Below are 18,761 nucleotides of genomic sequence, written 5' to 3'. Positions count from 1 at the left end.
CCCGCACCCGAGCGACTTCCGGGCCCGAACGGCTCCCGCACCCGAACGACTTCCGGGCCCGCGAAACCCACCCGAGCCAAGCTCCACGTACCCCTGGCCAAAACCCCGGCCAAGTCCCAGTGACAACGTCTCGCGGAGGATGCACGGATCGAACGTGCGCGGGGTGTCACCCCCGACCACGGTTTAGCAAACCGGTGCCTTGCCACTCGGCCAATCCTCCGGGTGGGCGGCCCACGCGAGAGCGACATCGCGTGCTCGAAGCGGCCGCCCCGGGCAGCTCCCCTGTGCGGGACGGGTTCGACGGAGGGGTAACTACTCCGGAACCCGCCCCCGGCTGCCCTGAAGGGAGCTGGACGTACTGCCGTGCATGGGCATCGTCCCGCTCCTCTCCCGGTCGCTGGCGCCGGAACCCTTCCGGCGCTGCGGGGTACAACCACTGTGCCCAGGGGACGAGTTGGACGCCACCGAATAAAACAGCCGTACGAAAAGCAGGCCGAGCGGCGACTACCGGCGGCGCCACCTGCGTCGCCGCGCCTTGCTGAAGAACCAACCCGCGGGCGGCTCGTCGGAGCGCCACGGCTGCGGCTCGGGCTCCTCCGCCCGCCAGCGCGCGGCCAGCATCCGGGCCCGGGCGGACGGCTCGGACGTCTCGGCGGCCCGTATGAACTCCTCGTCCAGGACGAGACCGTCCCAGACCTCGCCCTCGGCCCGCCCGCGACCGCCGCTCACCGCGTTGTCGTCCGCCATCCCCGTCCTCCAATCCAAGTCTGATTTCGCCCAGTGTGCCGGGGTGCAGGTGAAGCCACCGTCAAGGCCGACCGGCCCGAGCCCCGGCCCGAACCCCGGCACGCCCGGTCACTCCTCGCCCGCCAGCGTCAGCGACCGCAGTTTCTGTCCCGCGTACCAGGTGGCCAGCACCGTCACCACGACCAGCAGCACCGTCGCCGTCGTCAGTCCGACGTCGGAGGTGACGAGGTCCCCGCCGGCGACCTTGTGGGCGACGGCCAGCGACCACTGCTGGACGCTGAGCGTGCGCGCGCCCGGCACCAGGGAGCCGAACAGGGCCTCCCAGACGAGGGCGTAGACGAGGCCGAAGACCACCGCGTGCCGGGACACCGTGCCCAGCAGCAGGAAGACGGCCGCGTAGGCGATGGAGGAGACCAGCGCGGCCACCGTGTAGGCGACGGCGATCTGCTGGCCGTTTCCGTTGAGGATGAAGCCGGCGATGAGCGTGGGCAGCGCGGAGAACACCATCGTCACCGCGATCGCCACGATCAGCTTGGTGAAGATGATCGTCGGCCGCTTCAGCGGCTTGGACAGCAGGTACACCACGGAGCCGTCGTCGATCTCCGGGCCGATCGCGCCCGTGCCGGCGATGACGCCGATGATCGGCACCATCGTGGCGAGCGCGAGCCCGCCGAGCAGGTCGGACGCCGTCTGGTCGTCGGCTCCGGCGAGGGCGCGCACGACCACCGAGATCGCGACCAGCAGCAGGGGCAGGGCGCCCAGGATGAGGGCCCGGCGACGGCCGAGCAGGGCCCGGTAGGTGAGCCGGGCGACTGTGGGGTCGTACATCTGGGGCCTCCTACGCCGCGACGAGATACGAGAAGACGGACTCGAGGGACTCGTCGGACGGCGAGACCGTGAGCAGCCGGATGCCGTGGTCGCGCGCGACCCTCGGCAGCAGGGTCGTGAAACGTGCGAAGTCGACGGCCTGGATGCGCAACGCGCCCTCGGCGAGGTCCACTTCGATGCCGGCCGTGGACGGATCGGCGATGAGCGCGGCCGCGAGCGCCCGGTCGTCGCTGGAGCGCACCAGGTAGCGGTGCGGGCGGTCGGTCATCAGGCGGCGGATCTTGCGGAAGTCGCCGCTGGCCGCGTGCCTACCCGCGACGACGACCTCGATGTGCCAGGCGAGCTGCTCGACCTCTTCGAGGATGTGCGACGAGAACAGCACCGTGCGCCCCTCGTCGCCCATGCGCCGCAGCAGGTCCATGAGCTGCATGCGCTGGCGCGGGTCCATGCCGTTGAAGGGCTCGTCGAGCAGGAGCAGCGAGGGGTCGTGGACGAGGGCGCTCGCCATCTTCACGCGCTGGCGCATGCCCTTGGAGTAGGTGGAGATCTTGCGGTCCTGCGCGTACTCCATCTCGACGGTGGCCAGCGCCTTCTGGGCGGCCTTGGCGCCGAGACCGTGCAACTCGGCGTTGGCGACGACGAATTCGCGGCCGGTGAGGAAGTCGTACATCGCCTCGCGCTCGGGGACGATGCCGATGTGCCGGTAGATCTCCTCGTTGCGCCAGACCGGCTGTCCGTCGAGGGTGACCGTGCCGGTGGAGGGTGCCAGGAAGCCGCCCATCATGTTGATGAGGGTGGACTTTCCGGCGCCGTTGGGGCCGAGCAGGCCGGTGACGCCGGGGCCGATCGTCATGGTGACGTCGTTGACGGCGACCACGTTGCCGAACCAGCGGGAGACGTGGTCGATGCTGAGCGTGGTCACAGGCCCACCTTCCGGTAGCGGCGGATGAGGAGGCCGTAGCTCGCTGCGATCAGGCCGAGGACGACGAGGACGTAGACCACGCCCTCCGCGTCGGAGGGGCCGATTCCGCCCGGGAAGGCGGAGGTGGCGCCCAGGAAGGCCGACTGCACGCCGTCGATGAGCGTGACCGGCGAGAACAGACCGATCCAGGCGATGGAGCCGGTGCTGTTCTGCGCGTCGGCGATGGCCTGGAGCGTGGAGACGGCTCCGTAGGAGATGGTCAGGACGGCGATGACGGCGGCGATGCCGAAGCCGCGTCGCGGGGTCACCGAGGCGATGACCAGGCCGAGGCCGGCGAAGAGCAGTGAGAGCAGTGCCACGGAGACGAGTCCCTGGGCGAATCCCTTGGTCTGGTCGGCGAAGTCGAGCTTCGCCAGCAGCGCGCCCACGTACAGCACCAACAGCGGGGCCGCGGTGAGGGCGAAGAGCGCCGAAGCCAGCGCCGCGAACTTCGCTCGTACGTAGTCCGCGGTCTCGATGGGCCGCGAGAAGTACAGCGGCACCGTCTTGAAGCGCAGGTCGCGCGAGACTGACTGCGGTGCCTGCGAGGCGACGTAGAGGCTGATGACGGCCTGGAGGACGATCGCGTACCGCGTGTAGTCCAGGGGGAGTTCCTTGGCCTTCGTGGCGACCGCCACGGCGACGATGATGGCCGCGGGCACGCACATCACCACGAACAGCAGCATCGGCAGCACCTTGGACTTCACCGAGCGGCCGAGGCCGTAGGCGCCGCGCAGGGACTGCGAGTAGAGGGAGCGGCGGGCGTAGGCGCGGCCCAGGCGGGGGCCGTCGTAGCTGCGGTAGCCGATGTTGTGGATGCGGGTCTGGTCGCCCGATGGGGCGGTGACCGGGTTCTCAACTGCCATGGCCGACGGCCTCCTTCCGCTGCTGGTCGTTGGTGGCGTCGCCGTCCGTGAAGACCTCGGAGATGTGGTGCCTGCGCTGTTCCATGCGCACCAGGCCGAGGCCGAGGTCGGCGACCACGTCCCGGACGACGTCGTATGTGTCCTCGCCCTGTGCGGTCAGCAGCAGGACGTGGCCTGCGCCCGGCAGGCCGCTCTGGCTGTCCAGGACGTCCACCCCGCGCGCGTGGAGCACCTCGCGGACCGCGCGGGTGCCGTCCGGGTGGTCGTCGTTGTCGGTGACCTCGATCGCGAGGGTGGTCGTGGTCTGGGTGAAGTCGGTGGTGGAGCTGGAGCGCAGGAGCTTGCCGCCGTCGACGACCACGACGTGGTCGCAGGTGCGCTCCAGTTCGCCCAGCAGGTGGGAGGTGACCAGGACCGAGATGCCGAAGTCGGTGTGGATGCGGCGGATGAGGCCCAGCATCTCGTCCCGTCCGACCGGGTCGAGGCCGTTGGTGGGCTCGTCCAGGAAGACCAGCTGCGGGTCGTGGACGAGGGCCTGGGCGAGCTTCACGCGCTGCTTCATGCCGGTCGAGTAGCCGCCGATGGGGCGGTAGCGCTCCTCGTACAGCCCCACATGGCGCAGGGTGTCCGCGGTGCGCTCGCGCGCGGCCGTAGGCGGTAGGCCGGACATGCGGGCCATGTGCACGACGAACTCGGTCGCCGAGACGTCCGGCGGCAGGCAGTCGTGCTCCGGCATGTAGCCGACCCGCTCGCGGATGGCGGCGCCCTTGCTCGCGACGTCGAGGCCGAGCACCTCGGCTCGGCCCTCCGTTGCGGGCGACAGACCCAGAAGGATCTTGATCAGTGTGGACTTGCCGGCCCCGTTGGCTCCGACGAGCCCGGTCACACCGGGCCCGACGTCCACGGAGAGCCGGTCAAGCGCGGTCACCCGGGGGAACCGCTTGCTCAGGCTTTCGGTCGCGATCACAGTCACAGCGTCGAATTTAGTGACGCACGCCACGGAAATCGTCAGACCCAAGAGTCGTTTTCGCGTCAGACCTCAGATGTACGGACCCGTAGGGGATCCCCTGCCTGAGAGTTACGGCCGGGCTTCACTCCGGCGTGCGCCCCTCCCTATTGACGCTTCCTCTAACAAGTGCCAGATTCGGGCGGGGTCACGTTACGGACACGTACCGCAGTCGACGCGAACCGGTGGGACGAGGGGGAAGTGATGCTGGAGGGTGCGCGGGAGCGCCGGGTGCGGACCGGTGGGATCGAGTTGTGCGTGGCCGAGCTGGGTGACCCCGGGCGGCCCACGGTCGTCCTGGTGCACGGCTATCCGGACAGCAAGGAGGTGTGGTCGCAGGTCGCGTCCCGGCTGGCCGGCCGTTTCCATGTGGTGCTGTACGACGTGCGGGGCCATGGCCGTTCCGACGCGCCGAAGCCGCTGCGGGGCGGGTTCACGCTGGAGAAGCTGACAGACGACTTCCTGGCGGTCGTGGACGCGGTCAGCCCGGACCGGCCGGTACACCTGGTGGGGCACGACTGGGGCTCGGTGCAGTCCTGGGAGTTCGTGACCGTGCCGCGCACCAAGGGCAGGATCGCGTCGTTCACGTCGATGTCCGGGCCGTCCCTCGACCATTTCGGCCACTGGCTCAACAAGCGCCTGACCAGGCCGACTCCGCGCCGGGTCGGCCAACTCCTCGGCCAGGGAGCCAAATCCTGGTACGTGTACCTGCTGCACACGCCCGCTCTGCCCGAACTCGCCTGGCGCGGCCCGCTCGGCAAGCGCTGGCCGGGCATCCTGCGGCGGATCGAGAAGGTGCCCGGCAGCGACTACCCGACGGCGTCACTGCCGTCGGACGCGGCGCACGGCGCCTGGCTGTACCGGGACAACATCCGCGGCCGGCTGAGCCGTCCGCGTCCCGACGCGCACGCGCACGCGCCCGTGCAGCTCATCACCCCCCTGGGGGACAGGTTTCTGTCGGAGCGTCTGTACGACGAACTGCAGGAGTGGGCCCCGCGGTTGACCCGGCGCACGCTGCCGGCCGGGCACTGGATCCCGCGCACCCGTCCCGACCAGGTCACCTCCTGGATCGTCGACTTCGTCACCTCGGTGGAGACGGAGCACGCGCAGGAGCGCGCGGCAGCCGGAAAGGGCCTGGAACACGGCGGTGAGCCGGTGCGCAAGACCGCCACCGGACGGTACGCCGAGCGCTTCGGCGGGCAGTTGGTGCTGGTCACCGGGGCGGGCAGTGGCATCGGGCGGGCCACGGCGCTCGCGTTCGCCGAGGCGGGCGCGCGCCTCATCGCCGTCGACCGGGATGCGGAGAGCGCGGCCCGCACCGCCGAACTGTCCCTTCTCAAGGGCGCGTCCGAGGCCTGGGCGGAGGCGGTGGACGTCTCCGACGAGCAGGCGATGGAGAAGCTCGCGGCGAAGGTCCACACGGACCACGGCGTGGTGGACGTGCTGGTGAACAACGCGGGCATCGGCCTGTCGGGCTCCTTCTTCGACACGACTCCCGAGGACTGGCGGAGGGTTTTGGACGTCAACCTGTGGGGGGTCATCCATGGTTGCCGTCTCTTCGGTCGGCAGATGGCGGAGCGCGGGCAGGGCGGCCACATCGTCAACACCGCCTCGGCGGCCGCATATCTGCCCTCCAAGGCGTTGCCCGCGTACAGCACCTCCAAGGCGGCGGTCCTGATGCTGAGCGAGTGTCTGCGTGCCGAACTCGCCGGTCAGGACATCGGAGTTACCGCGATCTGCCCAGGCCTGGTGAACACCAACATCACCTCGACGGCGACCTTCGTGGGAGTGGACGCGGCGGAGGAACGACGCCTTCAGAAGCGTGCCACGCGCGCGTACGGGTTGCGCAACTACCCGCCGGAGAAAGTGGCTGAGGCGATCATGCGGGCGGTCGTACTCAACGAGGCGGTCGTTCCCGTCACTTCGGAGGCGAAGGTCTCATATGCCCTGTCACGGTTCATGCCCAGGGCGTTGAGAACGCTGGCGCGGATGAATCCGCCGCTGTGAACCGCCGCTGAACGGGTAGTGAACGCCCATGACTTGGACCGCTCGCCTCAAGTCACTGGCTTTCGGGTGACCTTGGTCAACCCTCCCGACAGGACCGCCAGTTGTCCACAGAATCGCCAAATAGCCTGTGGATAACTACAGTTGGTTGTGGATCAAACCTCCGGCCCGAAATTGCATGCGTGATCCACGTCTCTCCCTTCATGCTGAGCGGATGAACGAAAAGGACAGAGACGAAAGACGCACCGTGAAGGTGTCGAAGTACCTCTCGAAGCATCTGCGGCACCAGCCCGAGCGCATCGGCCTCGCCCTCGACGAGGCCGGCTGGGTGGAGATCGACGAGCTGATCGCCGCGTGCGCCGCACACGGCTTCCGCTTCACCCGGGACGAGCTGGACCATGTCGTCGCCACCAACGACAAGAAGCGCTTCGCGATCGAAGGCACCCGGATCCGTGCCAGCCAGGGCCACAGCGTCGAGGTCGACCTCGGACTGCCCCCGGCCACCCCGCCCGCATTCCTCTACCACGGGACCGTGGCCCGCTGGCTGGACGCGATCCGGGCCGAGGGGCTACGGCCCATGAACCGGCACGACGTGCATCTGTCGGCCGACCGCGAGACCGCGACGCGCGTCGGCTCCCGCCGGGGCCGCCCCGTGGTCCTCTCCGTGGACGCCGGCGCCATGCATCGCGACGGCCATGTCTTCCACGTCAGCGCCAACGGGGTGTGGCTGACGAAGGCGGTGCCGCCGCAGTATCTGCGGTTCCCCGAGTCCCACTGACCCTGCATGATCAGCGATATGGAGAACCTCCCCACCACCGAGGCCGCCGTCACCGCCCTCCGTGCCATCGCCGACGCCTACGCCCTCGAGATCGAGGTCACCCACGACATCGGCGCCGATCAGACCTCCCGGCGCACCGCCGCGGGCGTCGGCGTCACCACCGACCCCGACGGCTCGCTGCCGCACGAGGCCCACGTCGAGCTCGGCGGCCGGCCGAGTGTGAGCGTGCGGCTGTACCCGGACGACGACGCTCTGATCACCGTCGACGGGGTGGAGTGCCCCGACGTGGACCGCGACGACGTGCCTGCCTTCCTCCGCTCCCTCTACGAGGGCCACGCCTGGGTCAAGGCGCGCCGCTTCCCGCCGAGCCACATCCTGATGGTTCCGCTGCCGGGTGACCGGGTACACAAGGAGTTCATCCCGGTCGGACTCAGTCCGTGGCTGGCCGGCCGCGTACGGTGACTGTTTCACGTGAAACACCGTCGGCCGCATACGCTCGATGACATGAGTCTGCGCCTGAGCACCGTGATCCTCCCGTACCTCCGCTGGAACGAGGGCGGCCGTTCCGCCTGGACGCGGGCCGAGCAGCTCGGCTTCCACACGGCGTACACCTACGACCACCTGTCCTGGCGCAGCTTCCGCGACGGCCCGTGGTTCGGCGCGATCCCGACGCTCACCGCCGCCGCGGCCGCCACCGAGCGCCTGCGTCTGGGCACGCTGGTGACCTCGCCGAACTTCCGGCACCCGGTCACCCTCGCCAAGGAGCTGATCTCCCTGGACGACATCTCCGGCGGCCGGGTGACCCTGGGGATCGGCGCGGGTGGCACCGGCTTCGACGCCACCGCCCTCGGCCAGGAACCCTGGACGCCACGCGAGCGCGCCGACCGGCTCGGCGAGTTCGTACCGCTGCTGGACCGGCTGCTCACCGAGGACTCCGTGTCCTACGAGGGCGACCACTACTCGGCGCACGAGGCGCGCAACATCCCCGGCTGCGTCCAGCGTCCCCGGCTGCCGTTCGCGGTCGCCGCGACCGGACCGCGCGGGCTGCGGCTCGCCGCCCAGTACGGGCAGGCGTGGGTGACCACGGGCGACCCCAAGCTGTACGAGAGCGGCACCCCCGAGCAGTCGGTTCAGGCCATTCGCGGGCAGGCCGAGAAGCTCGCCGACGCCTGTGCCGAGCGCGGACGGGACGTGAAGGAGCTCGACAAGATCCTGCTCACCGGGTTCACCCCGGACCGCGGCCGGCCTCTGGAGTCCCTGGACGCCTTCGTCGATTTCGCGGGCCGGCACCAGGAACTCGGCTTCACGGAGATCGTGGTCCACTGGCCCATCCCGGACTCCGACTTCGCCGCGGACGAGAAGGTCTTCGAGCAGATCGCCATGGGGGCGGCGGCGCAACTGCGCTGACCTCGGCATCAAGTCATCTGTGCCTGCCCGTGCCTCATGTGTGCGGGCTCTCGCACGGTCGTGCGGGTGCATACGCGAGAATGGCCCGGTGACCTCAGCGACTCGACAGCCCGAGACCCCGGCCGCCGCCCTCCCGCCTCGGCTGATCGCCACCGATCTCGACGGGACTCTGCTGCGCGACGACAAGTCGGTGTCCCCGCGCACGGTCGCAGCCCTCGGCGCCGCCGAGGAGGCGGGTATCGAGGTCTTCTTCGTCACCGGCCGGCCGGCCCGCTGGATGGACGTCGTCAGCGACCACGTCCACGGGCACGGCCTGGCGATCTGCGGCAACGGCGCCGCCGTGGTCGACCTGCACGGCGGGCCCGGCGCCCACCGGTTCGTGAAGGTGCGGGAGCTTGCGCGGGAGAACGCGCTGGACGCCGTACGGCTGCTGCGTGACGCGGCGCCCGGGACCATGTACGCCATCGAGCAGACGTACGGCTTCTACCAGGAGCCGGAGTATCCGAAGATGCACATGGAGATCCCGGACGCCCTCGCGCCGGCCGAGCAGCTGCTGGCGCCGGACGCACCGGGGGCCGGCGAGCCGGTGCTGAAGATCCTCGCGTTCCATCCCACGATCGACCCCGACGCCTTCCTCACCCTCGCCCGCCTGGCCATCGGCGACCGCGCCGACGTCACCCGCTCAAGCCCCAGCGCCCTGCTGGAGATCAGCGGCCCCGGCGTCTCCAAGGCCAGCACACTCGCCCTGTGCTGCGCGGAACGCGGCATCTCCCACGAGGAGGTCGTCGCGTTCGGGGACATGCCGAACGACGTCGAGATGCTCACCTGGGCTGGCCGTTCCTACGCGATGGGCAATGCCCACCCGGACGTGCTCAAGGCGGCCTCCGGGCAGACCGTCGCCAACAACGAGGACGGCGTCGCCGTCATCATCGAACAACTGCTCTCCGAGCGGGTGTGATCCCGGAGCGTTCGCCGAGACGTTCCTGCGGCCGCCGGTCCTGTTCCGCCGGGCTCGCCGGTCACCGCGCCGCCGCCAGCAGCTCCGCGGCCTCCTCCCGCTCGGCCATCCTCCGCATCGGCCCCTCCACGGCGGTCAGTTCCGCGTACGCGCCGCGCTGCACCACCCGGCCCTCGTCCAGCACGACCACCTCGTCGACCGCGTCGAGACCGGCCAACCGATGAGTGATGAGCAGGGTCGTACGGCCCTCGGTGGCGGCCAGCAGGTCCTCGGTGAGCGCGTCGGCGGTCGGCAGGTCCAGATGCTCGGCGGGCTCGTCGAGCACGAGAACCGGGAAGTCGGCAAGCAGCGCCCGCGCCAGCGCGAGTCGCTGCCGCTGCCCGCCGGAGAGACGGGCCCCGTGCTCGCCGACGAGCGTGTCGAGTCCGTCGGGCAGTCCGTCGACCCACTCCAGCAGCCGGGCTCGGGCCAGCGCGTCCCGCAACTCCTCCTCGCTCGCCCCCTTCTTGGCGAGCAGCAGGTTCTCCCGGACCGAGCTGTCGAAAAGGTGCGCGTCCTGCGCGCACAGCCCGACGAACCGCCGTACGTCGTCACCGTCCAGGGCGTGGGCGTCCACGCCGGCGAGCGTGTACGAGCCCGCGTCGGCGTCCAGGAACCGCAGCAGCACCTGCGCGAGCGTGGTCTTGCCGGACCCGGAGGGTCCCACGACGGCGATCCGGCGTCCCCGCGTCAAGGTGAGGTCGACTCCCGCGAGCGCGTCCCGGCCCTGTCCGGCGTGCCGGGCGGCCAGCCCCTTGAGGACGAGCGGGAACGGCGACGCGGGCGCCTGGCGGGGCTGCTCCGGCTCGCGCACCGGCTCGGGGGAGTCCAGCACCTCGTACACCCGCTCCGCGCTCCTGCGCACCCGCTGGCGGTACTGCGCGGCCAGCGGCAGCCCCAGGACGGCCTCGAAAGCGGCCAGCGGGGTCAGGACGACCACCGCCATGGTCACACCGCCCAGCCGCCCGTCAGCGACCGCCTGAACGCCCACGAGTGCGGCGGCCACGACGGTCAGCCCGGAGACGAGCGCGGTCAGTCCGTCGCCCAACGCGGTGGCGGTCGCCGCGCGCGAGGCGATCCGGGTGAGCACGGAGTCCGCGACACGCACCTCCGCGGTACGGGCGGGCAGCGCGCCCGCGACGGTCAGTTCGGCGGTGCCGGTGAGCAGATCGGCCGTGCGGGTGGCCAGTGCTCCTCGGGCCGGGGCGAGCCGCCGCTCGGCGCGGCGCGCCACGGCTCCGGTGATCAGCGGCACTCCCACCCCTGCGGTCAGCAGCCCCGCGGCGAGGACGGCCCCGGCCTCGGGCAGCAGCCACGCCGTGAAGGCCACGGACCCGGCCGAGACCGCGACGGCGGCACCGGCCGGCAGCAGCCAGCGCAGCCAGTAGTCCTGCAGCGCGTCCACATCGGCGACCAACCGCGTCAGCAGATCGCCCCGACGGGTCGTCCGCAGGCCGGCGGGCGCCAGCCGCTCCAGCCGCCGGTAGACGGCGACCCGGGTGTCGGCCAGCATCCGCAGCACGGCGTCGTGCGACACGAGCCGCTCCGCGTACCGGAACACCGCCCGCCCGATGCCGAACGCGCGAGTCGCCGTCACGGCCACCATCAGGTAGAGCACCGGAGGCTGTTGCGAGGCCCGCGAGATGAGCCAGCCGGAGGTGGCCATGAGCCCCACGGCACTGCCGAGGGCGAGGCTGCCCAACAGCAGCGCGAGCGCGAGCCGGCCACGCCGGGCACCGGCCGTCGCACGAACGCGCGCGAGGGCACCGCCACCGCTCGTGGCGATCCTCGTCGCCGGCTCCCCCGGGACGGACACGGCCGCCACCTCTTCCAGCGGGGCGGGAGCATCGCCGACCGCGGCCTCCACAGGCCTGTGCGTCTCGGTCTCGGCCAGGCGCACCACGCGGTCCGCCACCGCCAGCAGCGCCGGCCGGTGCACGACCAGCAGGACCGTCCGCCCGGCCGCCAGCCGCCGCACGGCCCCCACCACCTCCGCCTCGGTCTCCCCGTCGAGCGCGGCCGTCGGCTCGTCCAGGAGCAACACCGGCCGGTCCGCGAGGAACGCCCGGGCCAGCGCGAGCCGCTGACGCTGCCCGGCCGACAGACCGGTCCCGTCCTCGCCGAGCACGGTGCCCACCCCGGCGGGCAGGGCGTCGACGAACTCCAGCGCCCCGGCATCCGCCAGCGCCCTGCGCACGGCCGCGTCGTTGGCGTCGGGACGCGCCAGCCGTACGTTCTCGGCGATCGTCCCGGCGTAGAGATGCGGTCGCTGCGGCACCCATGCGATCCGCGACCGCCACTGCTCCAGATCGGCGTCCGCAAGGTCGACTCCCCCGACCATGACTCGGCCCTCGTCCGGTCGCACGAACCCCAGCAGCACGTTCAGCAACGTCGACTTGCCCGCACCGCTCGGACCGACGAGCGCGACCGTCTCACCGCGCTCGACGGTGAACGACACGTCCGAGACGGCATCGCCGGAACGGCCTGGGTAGCGGACGGTCACCCCCTCGAAGGCCACCCCGCCCTCGGACACCGCGTCCGCGCCGGACTCCGGCACCGGCGTCTCCAGCACCTCGAAGATCTCCTCGGCGGCCGCCAGCCCCTCCGCAGCCGCGTGGTACTGCGCCCCCACCTGCCGCAACGGGAGATACGCCTCGGGGGCGAGCACGAGGATCACCAAGCCGATGTACAGGTCCATCTCGCCATGCACGAGCCGCATGCCGATCGTCACGGCGACCAGGGCCACCGAGAGCGTCGAGAGCAACTCCAGCGCGAACGACGAGATGAACGCGATCCGCAGCGTCCGCATGGTCGCCTGCCGGTACTCACCGGTGATGCGCCGGATCGACTCGGCCTGCGCCTTGGCCCGCCCGAACACCTTCAGCGTGGGCAGCCCCGCGACAACGTCCAGGAAGTGTCCGGAGAGCCGGGACAGCAGCCGCCACTGGCGGTCCATCCGCGCCTGCGTGGCCCAGCCGATCAGCACCATGAAGACCGGGATCAGCGGCAGGGTGCCGATGATGATCGCGGCGGAGACCCAGTCCTCGGTCACGATCCGCGCAAGCACCGCGACCGGCACGACCACCGCCAGCCCCAATTGCGGCAAGTAGCGCGAGAAGTAGTCGTCGAGCGCGTCCACGCCCCTCGTGGCGAGGGCGACCAGCGAACCGGTGCGCTGCCCGCTGAGCCAGCCGGGCCCCAGCCCGGTGGCCCGCTCCAGCAGCCGTCCCCGCAGCTCCGACTTCACGGCGGCGCTCGCACGGTGCGCGGCGAGTTCGGTGAGCCAGGAGACCAGGCCACGGCCGACCGCGACGGCTACCAACAGCAGCAGGGGAGTGCGCAGTTCGGCAACCGCCATGCCATGTTGGAAGGCACCGACGACCACCTCGGCGATGAGCATCGCCTGAGCGATGACCAGCGCTGCTCCGACGGCGCCCAGACCGATGACCGCCCCCAGGAAGAGACGAGTGGCGCGGGCGTACCGGAGCAGACGCGGGTCGATCGGTTTCACGTGAAACACCCTCTCCTCAAAGAGCATGTTTCACGTGAAACATGCCCCACATCGGACTCAGTGCGCGGCGTCGGCGATGTGCTGCGTGCCGATGCGCTTGCGGAACACCCAGTACGTCCAGCTCTGGTACAGCAGCACGATCGGCGTGGCGATCCCCGCGCACCAGGTCATGATCTTCAGGGTGTACGGGCTCGACGAGGCGTTGGTCACCGTCAGGCTCCAGTCCGGGTTGAGCGTGGACGGCATGACGTTCGGAAAGAGCGTCAGGAAGAGCATCGCCACGGCGGCCACGATGGTGACGCCGGAGAGGGCGAACGACCAGCCCTCACGTCCCGCCTGGTTCGCCACGAGCGCCGCGACCAGGGCGGCGACCGCCACGACCAGCGCGACCAGGCTCTTGGCGTCACCACTGTCGATCTGCGTCCACAGCAGGAAGACCAACGCGAACACGGCGGTCACAAGACCCACCTTCAGCGCCAGCTGCCGCGCCCGTTCGCGGATCTCCCCGACGGTCTTGAGCGCCGTGAAAACCGCACCGTGGAAGGTGAACAGCGACAGGGTCACCAGACCGCCGAGCAGCGCGTACGGGTTGAGCAGGTCCCAGACGTCGCCCACGTACTCGAAGTTCTGGTCGAGCTTGACGCCTCCCACGATGTTGCCGAAGGCGACGCCCCACAGGAACGCGGGCAGCAGCGAGGTCCAGAAGATCGCGGTCTCCCAGTTGCGCTGCCAGTTCTCCTCGGGCCGCTTCGCCCGGTACTCGAAGGCGACGCCCCGCACGATCAGACAGACCAGGATCAGCAGCAGGGGCAGGTAGAAGCCGGAGAAGAGCGTGGCGTACCACTCGGGGAAAGCGGCGAAGGTCGCGCCGCCCGCGGTGAGCAGCCACACCTCGTTGCCGTCCCAGACGGGTCCGATGGTGTTGATCAGCACCCGCTTCTCGACCCGGTTGCGGGCGAGCAGCTTGGTGAGGATCCCGACCCCGAAGTCGAAGCCCTCCAGGAAGAAGTAGCCGGTCCACAGGACGGCGATCAGGACGAACCAGACGTCGTGCAGTTCCATGACTGTGCAGCTCCCTCGGCCTAGTAGGAGAAGGCCATCGGCTTGTCGGCGTCACGGGAGTCGCCGCCGATCTTCGTGGGCGGGTTGAGGTCGGCCTCGGTGAGCTCGGGCGGGCCGGCCTTCACGTACTTCGCCAGCAGCTTGACCTCGACGACGGCGAGGATCGCGTACAGCGTGGTGAAGACGATCATCGAGGTGAGGACCTCGCCCTGGGAGACCCCGGGGGAGACCGCGTCGCGGGTCTGCAGGACGCCGTAGACCACCCAGGGCTGGCGGCCCATCTCCGTGAAGATCCAGCCCCAGGAGTTGGCGATCAGCGGGAAGCCCAGGGTCCAGATCGTCGCCAGCCAGTAGAGCTTGGTGAGCTTGGGGTTGAGCGCCTTGTTCCTGAAGAGCACCACATGCGGCACCTCGTCCTCGCCGACCCTCAGGTGCTGGGGCAGCAGGAACTTCTTGCGGGTCAGCCAGAGTCCGGCCAGGCCGATGGCGAAGGACGACATGCCGAAGCCGATCATCCAACGGAAGCCCCAGTAGGCGACGGGGATGTTGGGCCGGTAGTCACCGGGTCCGAACTTCTCCTGTTCGGCCTTGTTGACGTCGTTGATGCCGGGAACGTGCGAGGTGAAGTCGTCGTTCGCGAGGAAGGACAGCAGGCCGGGGATCTCTATGGCGACCTTGTTGTGCCCCTTCTCGACGTCGCCGTAGGCGAAGACCGAGAAGGGCGCGGGTGCCTCGCCGTCCCACAGCGCCTCGGCGGCGGCCATCTTCATCGGCTGCTGCTTGAACATGACCTTGCCGAGGGTGTCGCCGCTGATGGCGGTGAGCAGGCCGGCGATGACCACGGTGACCAGGCCGAGCCGCAGCGAGGTCTTCATCACCGGGATGTGCCTCTTGCGGTACAGGTGGAAGGCGGCGATTCCGACCATGAAGGCGCCGCCGGTGAGGAAGGCCGCGGACATGGTGTGGAAGACCTGGGCGAGCGTGGTGTTCTGGGTCAGCACGGCCCAGATGTCGGTGAGCTCGGCCCGCCCCTTCTCCTTGTTGATCCGGTAGCCGACCGGGTGCTGCATCCACGAGTTGGCCGCGAGGATGAAGTACGCCGACAGGATCGTCCCGATCGAGACCATCCAGATGCAGGCCAGATGGATCTTCTTCGGCAGCTTGTCCCAGCCGAAGATCCACAGACCGATGAAGGTGGACTCGAAGAAGAACGCGATCAGGGCCTCGAAGGCGAGCGGAGCGCCGAAGACGTCACCGACGAAGCGCGAGTAGTCGGACCAGTTCATGCCGAACTGGAACTCCTGCACGATGCCGGTGACGACCCCCATCGCGATGTTGATCAGGAAGAGCTTGCCCCAGAACTTCGTCGCCCTGAGGTACTTCTCGTTCTCCGTGCGCACCCAGGCGGTCTGCAGCCCGGCGGTGAGGGCCGCGAGAGAGATCGTCAGGGGGACGAAGAGGAAGTGGTAGACGGTGGTGATGCCGAACTGCCAGCGCGCCAGTGTCTCCGGCGCCAAAGCCAGGTCCACGTCGTCACTCCTCTGCTCACAGACTTGTGGATCACGCTTGTGAAAGCGTTCACATTCACAAGCTAGTATGACGCACCGATTTTCGACAAGCGAAGGGGGGTCCCCGCTACTCGCGGAAACCCCCCGGAACGCCACTGAACGCCGGCGACCCGTCGAAACAGGTGCAAGCTACAGCTCCTTGCGGAACCCTTCCGCCACCTTCAGGAAGATGTCGTTCGCCTCGTTCTCGCCGATCGTCACCCGCACGCCCTCGCCCGGGAACGGCCGCACCACGACGCCGGCCTGCTCGCACGCCGCCGCGAAGGCCACCGTGTGCTCGCCCAGCCGCAGCCAGACGAAGTTGGCCTGCGTCTCGGGCACCGTCCAGCCCTGCCCGCGCAGCCCCTCGACCACGCGCAGGCGCTCGCACACCAGGGACCCGACCCGGCCGAGCAGCGCGTCCTCGGCACGCAGCGAGGCGATCGCGGCCTCCTGCGCCAGCTGACTCACGCCGAACGGCACCGCCGTCTTGCGCAGCGCCTCCGCCACCGGCTCGTGGGCAATGGCGAAACCGACGCGCAGACCCGCGAGGCCGTACGCCTTGGAGAAGGTCCGCAGCACACAGACGTTGGGCCGGTTCCGGTACAGCTCCACGCCGTCCGGCACTTCGGGATCGCGGATGAACTCCCGGTAGGCCTCGTCGAGCACGACCAGCACATCACGCGGCACCCGGTCGAGGAATCGTTCCAGCTCGGCCCGCTTCACGACGGTGCCCGTGGGGTTGTTGGGGTTGCAGACGAAGATCAGCCGGGTCCGGTCGGTGATCGCGTCGGCCATCGCGTCCAGGTCGTGCACGTCCCCCGCCGTCAGCGGCACCTGCACGGGAGTCGCGCCGCTGATCCGCGTGATGATCGGGTACGCCTCGAAGGACCGCCAGGCGTAGATCACCTCGTCCCCCGGCCCCGCGGTCGCCTGGACGAGCTGCTGGGCGACGCCGACCGAACCGGTGCCCGTGGCCAGGTGGGAGGTGGGGACCCCGAAGCGCTCGGCGAGTTCGTTCACCAGCGCCGTACAGGCCAGGTCCGGGTAGCGGTTGAAGGACGCGGCAGCGGCCGTCACGGTCTCCATCACACCCGGCAGCGGCGGATAGGGGTTCTCGTTGGAGGACAGCTTGTAGGCAACGGGACCACCGGCCGCGGCCGGCTTGCCCGGCTTGTAGGTGGGGATCCCCTCCAGCTCGGCGCGCAGCTTGGGGCTCGTCTCGCTCACCGCAGTCCTCCTCTTGACCACCACCGGCTTCAATACTGCTCACCTTATGAGGATTCGGCGCGGGTGCGAAGTGCGTGGGCGACGAGGAACCTCGGTCCGAAACGCAGGAGCCGAACGGGAGCCGAGCAGGAACCGCGCAGGCGGCGAGCATGAGGCGAGCGGGAACCACGCGGGAGGCGCGCAGCCGACGCCGGGACAGGAGCCGCCGATGCAGGTGCTCGAACGACCGACGGCGGACGTCCGTGACTTCTGGGGACGAAGGCGCACGAAGGCGTACCCGCCAGGGGGCGCGCTGTACATATATCTATGCGCCGGTGGCTCACGCCGTAGCGCGCATCCCTCGTGCAGGTGAGTTGAGACCTCTTCGAAACATCGGTGCCTTGGCAGGCTCATCCGTGCCGACACGTCACGTCCTGGCATTTGGACCTTCAACTACCTTTATTTCTAATGCACTTGACCCTTTATGACCTTGCAGAAACGTGCCTGTCAACGCGTGCATATGCGTCCGCCCTACCCCACCGAATGAGCCCTACTATCGGCTCGCCATGACAGCAGCAGGGAAGCACCAGGTGAGCCGCGCGGAAACCTCACGCCGAGGCAGCCGGCCGGGCCGGGCGGGCATCAGGGACGTGGCCGCCGCCGCCGGAGTCTCCATCACGACCGTCTCCGACGCCCTCAACGGCAAGGGCAGGCTCCCCGACGCCACCCGACGCCATGTCCGCGAGGTCGCCGACCGACTGGGCTACCGCCCCTCCGCGGCGGCCCGAACCCTTCGTACCGGCAAGTCAGGACTCATCGGCCTGACCGTCACCACGTACGGGGATGAACCTTTCACCTTCACCGAGTTCGCGTACTTCGCGGAGATGGCGCGCGCCGCGACCTCGGCCGCACTCGCCCGCGGCTACGCCCTCGTCATCCTCCCCGCGACCTCGCGCCACGACGTGTGGTCGAACGTCGCCCTGGACGGCACGGTCGTCATCGACCCCTCCGACCAGGATCCGGTGGTCAGCGAGCTGGTCCGGCAGGGTTTACCAGTCGTCTCCGACGGCCGCCCGGCCGGCCCGCTCCCGGTCACCGCCTGGGTGGACAACGACCACGAGGCCGCCGTCCTCGACATCCTCGACCACCTGGCCGACGCCGGCGCCCGCCGCATCGGCCTCCTCACCGGCACCACGACGGACACGTACACACACCTGTCGACCAGCGCGTATCTGCGGTGGTGCGAGCGGGTCGGCCAGGACCCGGTCTACGAGGCCTACCCCGCACATGACCCGTGCGCGGGCGCCGTGGCCGCCGATCGGCTGCTGGCCCGCCCCGACCGCCCCGACGCCGTCTACGGCCTGTTCGACCCCAACGGCACCGACCTCCTCGCCGCCGCCCGCCGCTACGGACTGCGCGTTCCGGAGGACCTCCTGATCGTCTGCTGCAGCGAGTCCACGGTGTACGCCAACACCGAGCCGCCCGTCACCACCCTCTCGCTGAAACCGCGCCGTATCGGCACGGCGGTCGTCCAACTCCTCATCGACGCCATCGAGGGCGTGGAGTCGGACCGACCGGTCGAGCAGGTGATACCGACCGAACTGATCGTGCGGACATCGTCCCAGCGACGCCCCCCACGAACAACGGTCAGCCCGCCCCGAGCACCGGAAGAGAAGTAACCCACCGCCGCCCCCTCCCTGGCCCACGAACCGACGTGGGGTGGGGAGGGGGCGGCGGTTTTGCGGCAGGGCGGCCGGGGCCGCGAGTACGCGTCAACACAGGTTGGCGAGAGGCACGTACGGGCGGTTTCCAGCGGCGTCGGACGGCTAGCGGACGCC

The 18,761-nt window shown here is 69.9% G+C and carries 15 protein-coding genes and 1 tRNA gene; 6 read left to right on the top strand and 10 right to left on the bottom strand.

The window, feature by feature from the left end; genetic code table 11:
- Positions 1–133: 133 nt before the first annotated feature.
- The 6 genes from B5557_RS22860 to B5557_RS22835 all read right to left on the bottom strand — a co-directional run bounded on the left by B5557_RS22860 (position 134) and on the right by B5557_RS22835 (position 4,369).
- Positions 134–220, bottom strand: a tRNA-Ser gene (locus B5557_RS22860).
- Between the two features lie 284 nt (positions 221–504).
- The gene (locus B5557_RS22855) at positions 505–747 is read right to left on the bottom strand and encodes an SGM_3592 family protein (protein WP_079661226.1); all 243 of its coding nucleotides are present in this window, start codon (positions 745–747) and stop codon (positions 505–507) included.
- A gap of 108 nt (positions 748–855) precedes the next feature.
- Complete coding sequence (locus B5557_RS22850; RefSeq protein WP_079661225.1) at positions 856–1,575, bottom strand: ABC transporter permease; 720 nt, start codon at positions 1,573–1,575, stop codon at positions 856–858.
- Positions 1,576–1,585: 10 nt separating this feature from the next.
- Positions 1,586–2,497 (bottom strand): ABC transporter ATP-binding protein, encoded by a 912-nt coding sequence (locus B5557_RS22845; protein WP_079661224.1) that lies wholly within the window; start codon positions 2,495–2,497, stop codon positions 1,586–1,588.
- The gene (locus B5557_RS22840; RefSeq protein WP_079661223.1) at positions 2,494–3,402 is read right to left on the bottom strand and encodes a hypothetical protein; all 909 of its coding nucleotides are present in this window, start codon (positions 3,400–3,402) and stop codon (positions 2,494–2,496) included. The genes B5557_RS22845 and B5557_RS22840 overlap by 4 nt, the downstream gene beginning before the upstream one ends.
- Positions 3,392–4,369: an ABC transporter ATP-binding protein gene (locus B5557_RS22835; protein WP_079664940.1), complete on the bottom strand. Its 978-nt coding sequence runs from the start codon at positions 4,367–4,369 to the stop codon at positions 3,392–3,394. The genes B5557_RS22840 and B5557_RS22835 overlap by 11 nt, the downstream gene beginning before the upstream one ends.
- A gap of 243 nt (positions 4,370–4,612) precedes the next feature.
- Between B5557_RS22835 and B5557_RS22830 the strand changes: the two genes are divergently transcribed.
- The 5 genes from B5557_RS22830 to B5557_RS22810 all read left to right on the top strand — a co-directional run bounded on the left by B5557_RS22830 (position 4,613) and on the right by B5557_RS22810 (position 9,555).
- A complete protein-coding gene (locus B5557_RS22830) occupies positions 4,613–6,415 on the top strand; it encodes an SDR family oxidoreductase (protein WP_079661222.1) in 1,803 nt (600 codons plus the stop codon).
- A 211-nt stretch (positions 6,416–6,626) separates the two neighbouring features.
- A complete protein-coding gene (locus B5557_RS22825) occupies positions 6,627–7,190 on the top strand; it encodes an RNA 2'-phosphotransferase (RefSeq protein WP_079661221.1) in 564 nt (187 codons plus the stop codon).
- 18 nt (positions 7,191–7,208) lie between these two features.
- Entirely contained in the window at positions 7,209–7,652 is a 444-nt protein-coding gene (locus tag B5557_RS22820) for a hypothetical protein (protein ID WP_231976002.1), read from the top strand.
- 42 nt (positions 7,653–7,694) lie between these two features.
- Entirely contained in the window at positions 7,695–8,597 is a 903-nt protein-coding gene (locus B5557_RS22815; RefSeq protein ID WP_079661219.1) for an LLM class flavin-dependent oxidoreductase, read from the top strand.
- An 88-nt stretch (positions 8,598–8,685) separates the two neighbouring features.
- Positions 8,686–9,555, top strand: a complete 870-nt coding sequence (locus B5557_RS22810; RefSeq protein ID WP_079661218.1) for an HAD hydrolase family protein — start codon at positions 8,686–8,688, stop codon at positions 9,553–9,555.
- 61 nt (positions 9,556–9,616) lie between these two features.
- Here B5557_RS22810 and cydD read toward each other — a convergent pair whose 3' ends face one another.
- The 4 genes from cydD to hisC form a co-directional block, all read right to left on the bottom strand.
- The gene (gene cydD / locus B5557_RS22805; RefSeq protein ID WP_079661217.1) at positions 9,617–13,105 is read right to left on the bottom strand and encodes a thiol reductant ABC exporter subunit CydD; all 3,489 of its coding nucleotides are present in this window, start codon (positions 13,103–13,105) and stop codon (positions 9,617–9,619) included.
- 57 nt (positions 13,106–13,162) lie between these two features.
- Positions 13,163–14,167, bottom strand: a complete 1,005-nt coding sequence (gene cydB, locus B5557_RS22800; RefSeq protein WP_079661216.1) for a cytochrome d ubiquinol oxidase subunit II — start codon at positions 14,165–14,167, stop codon at positions 13,163–13,165.
- Positions 14,168–14,187: 20 nt separating this feature from the next.
- Entirely contained in the window at positions 14,188–15,696 is a 1,509-nt protein-coding gene (locus B5557_RS22795; protein WP_079661215.1) for a cytochrome ubiquinol oxidase subunit I, read from the bottom strand.
- Between the two features lie 168 nt (positions 15,697–15,864).
- Entirely contained in the window at positions 15,865–16,944 is a 1,080-nt protein-coding gene (hisC, locus tag B5557_RS22790) for a histidinol-phosphate transaminase (RefSeq protein WP_079661214.1), read from the bottom strand.
- 545 nt (positions 16,945–17,489) lie between these two features.
- Here hisC and B5557_RS22785 point away from each other — a divergent pair.
- Positions 17,490–18,602: a LacI family DNA-binding transcriptional regulator gene (locus B5557_RS22785; RefSeq protein ID WP_079661213.1), complete on the top strand. Its 1,113-nt coding sequence runs from the start codon at positions 17,490–17,492 to the stop codon at positions 18,600–18,602.
- Positions 18,603–18,761: the final 159 nt, after the last annotated feature.

This window comes from Streptomyces sp. 3214.6, assembly GCF_900129855.1.
Lineage (GTDB): Bacteria > Actinomycetota > Actinomycetes > Streptomycetales > Streptomycetaceae > Streptomyces > Streptomyces soliscabiei.
The sequence above is the reverse complement of the archived record's forward strand: the minus strand, read 5'-3'. Positions and strand labels throughout refer to the sequence as shown.

What these genes read in the sequence shown, in the direction of transcription:
- B5557_RS22850 (WP_079661225.1), bottom strand. Translation starts at nt 1,575, where the DNA reads ATGTACGACCCCACAGTCGCCCGGCTCACCTACCGGGCCCTGCTCGGC.
- B5557_RS22825 (WP_079661221.1), top strand. Translation starts at nt 6,627, where the DNA reads ATGAACGAAAAGGACAGAGACGAAAGACGCACCGTGAAGGTGTCGAAG.
- cydB (WP_079661216.1), bottom strand. Translation starts at nt 14,167, where the DNA reads ATGGAACTGCACGACGTCTGGTTCGTCCTGATCGCCGTCCTGTGGACC.
- B5557_RS22815 (WP_079661219.1), top strand. Translation starts at nt 7,695, where the DNA reads ATGAGTCTGCGCCTGAGCACCGTGATCCTCCCGTACCTCCGCTGGAAC.
- B5557_RS22840 (WP_079661223.1), bottom strand. Translation starts at nt 3,402, where the DNA reads ATGGCAGTTGAGAACCCGGTCACCGCCCCATCGGGCGACCAGACCCGC.
- B5557_RS22820 (WP_231976002.1), top strand. Translation starts at nt 7,209, where the DNA reads ATGGAGAACCTCCCCACCACCGAGGCCGCCGTCACCGCCCTCCGTGCC.
- B5557_RS22855 (WP_079661226.1), bottom strand. Translation starts at nt 747, where the DNA reads ATGGCGGACGACAACGCGGTGAGCGGCGGTCGCGGGCGGGCCGAGGGC.
- B5557_RS22785 (WP_079661213.1), top strand. Translation starts at nt 17,490, where the DNA reads ATGACAGCAGCAGGGAAGCACCAGGTGAGCCGCGCGGAAACCTCACGC.
- B5557_RS22830 (WP_079661222.1), top strand. Translation starts at nt 4,613, where the DNA reads ATGCTGGAGGGTGCGCGGGAGCGCCGGGTGCGGACCGGTGGGATCGAG.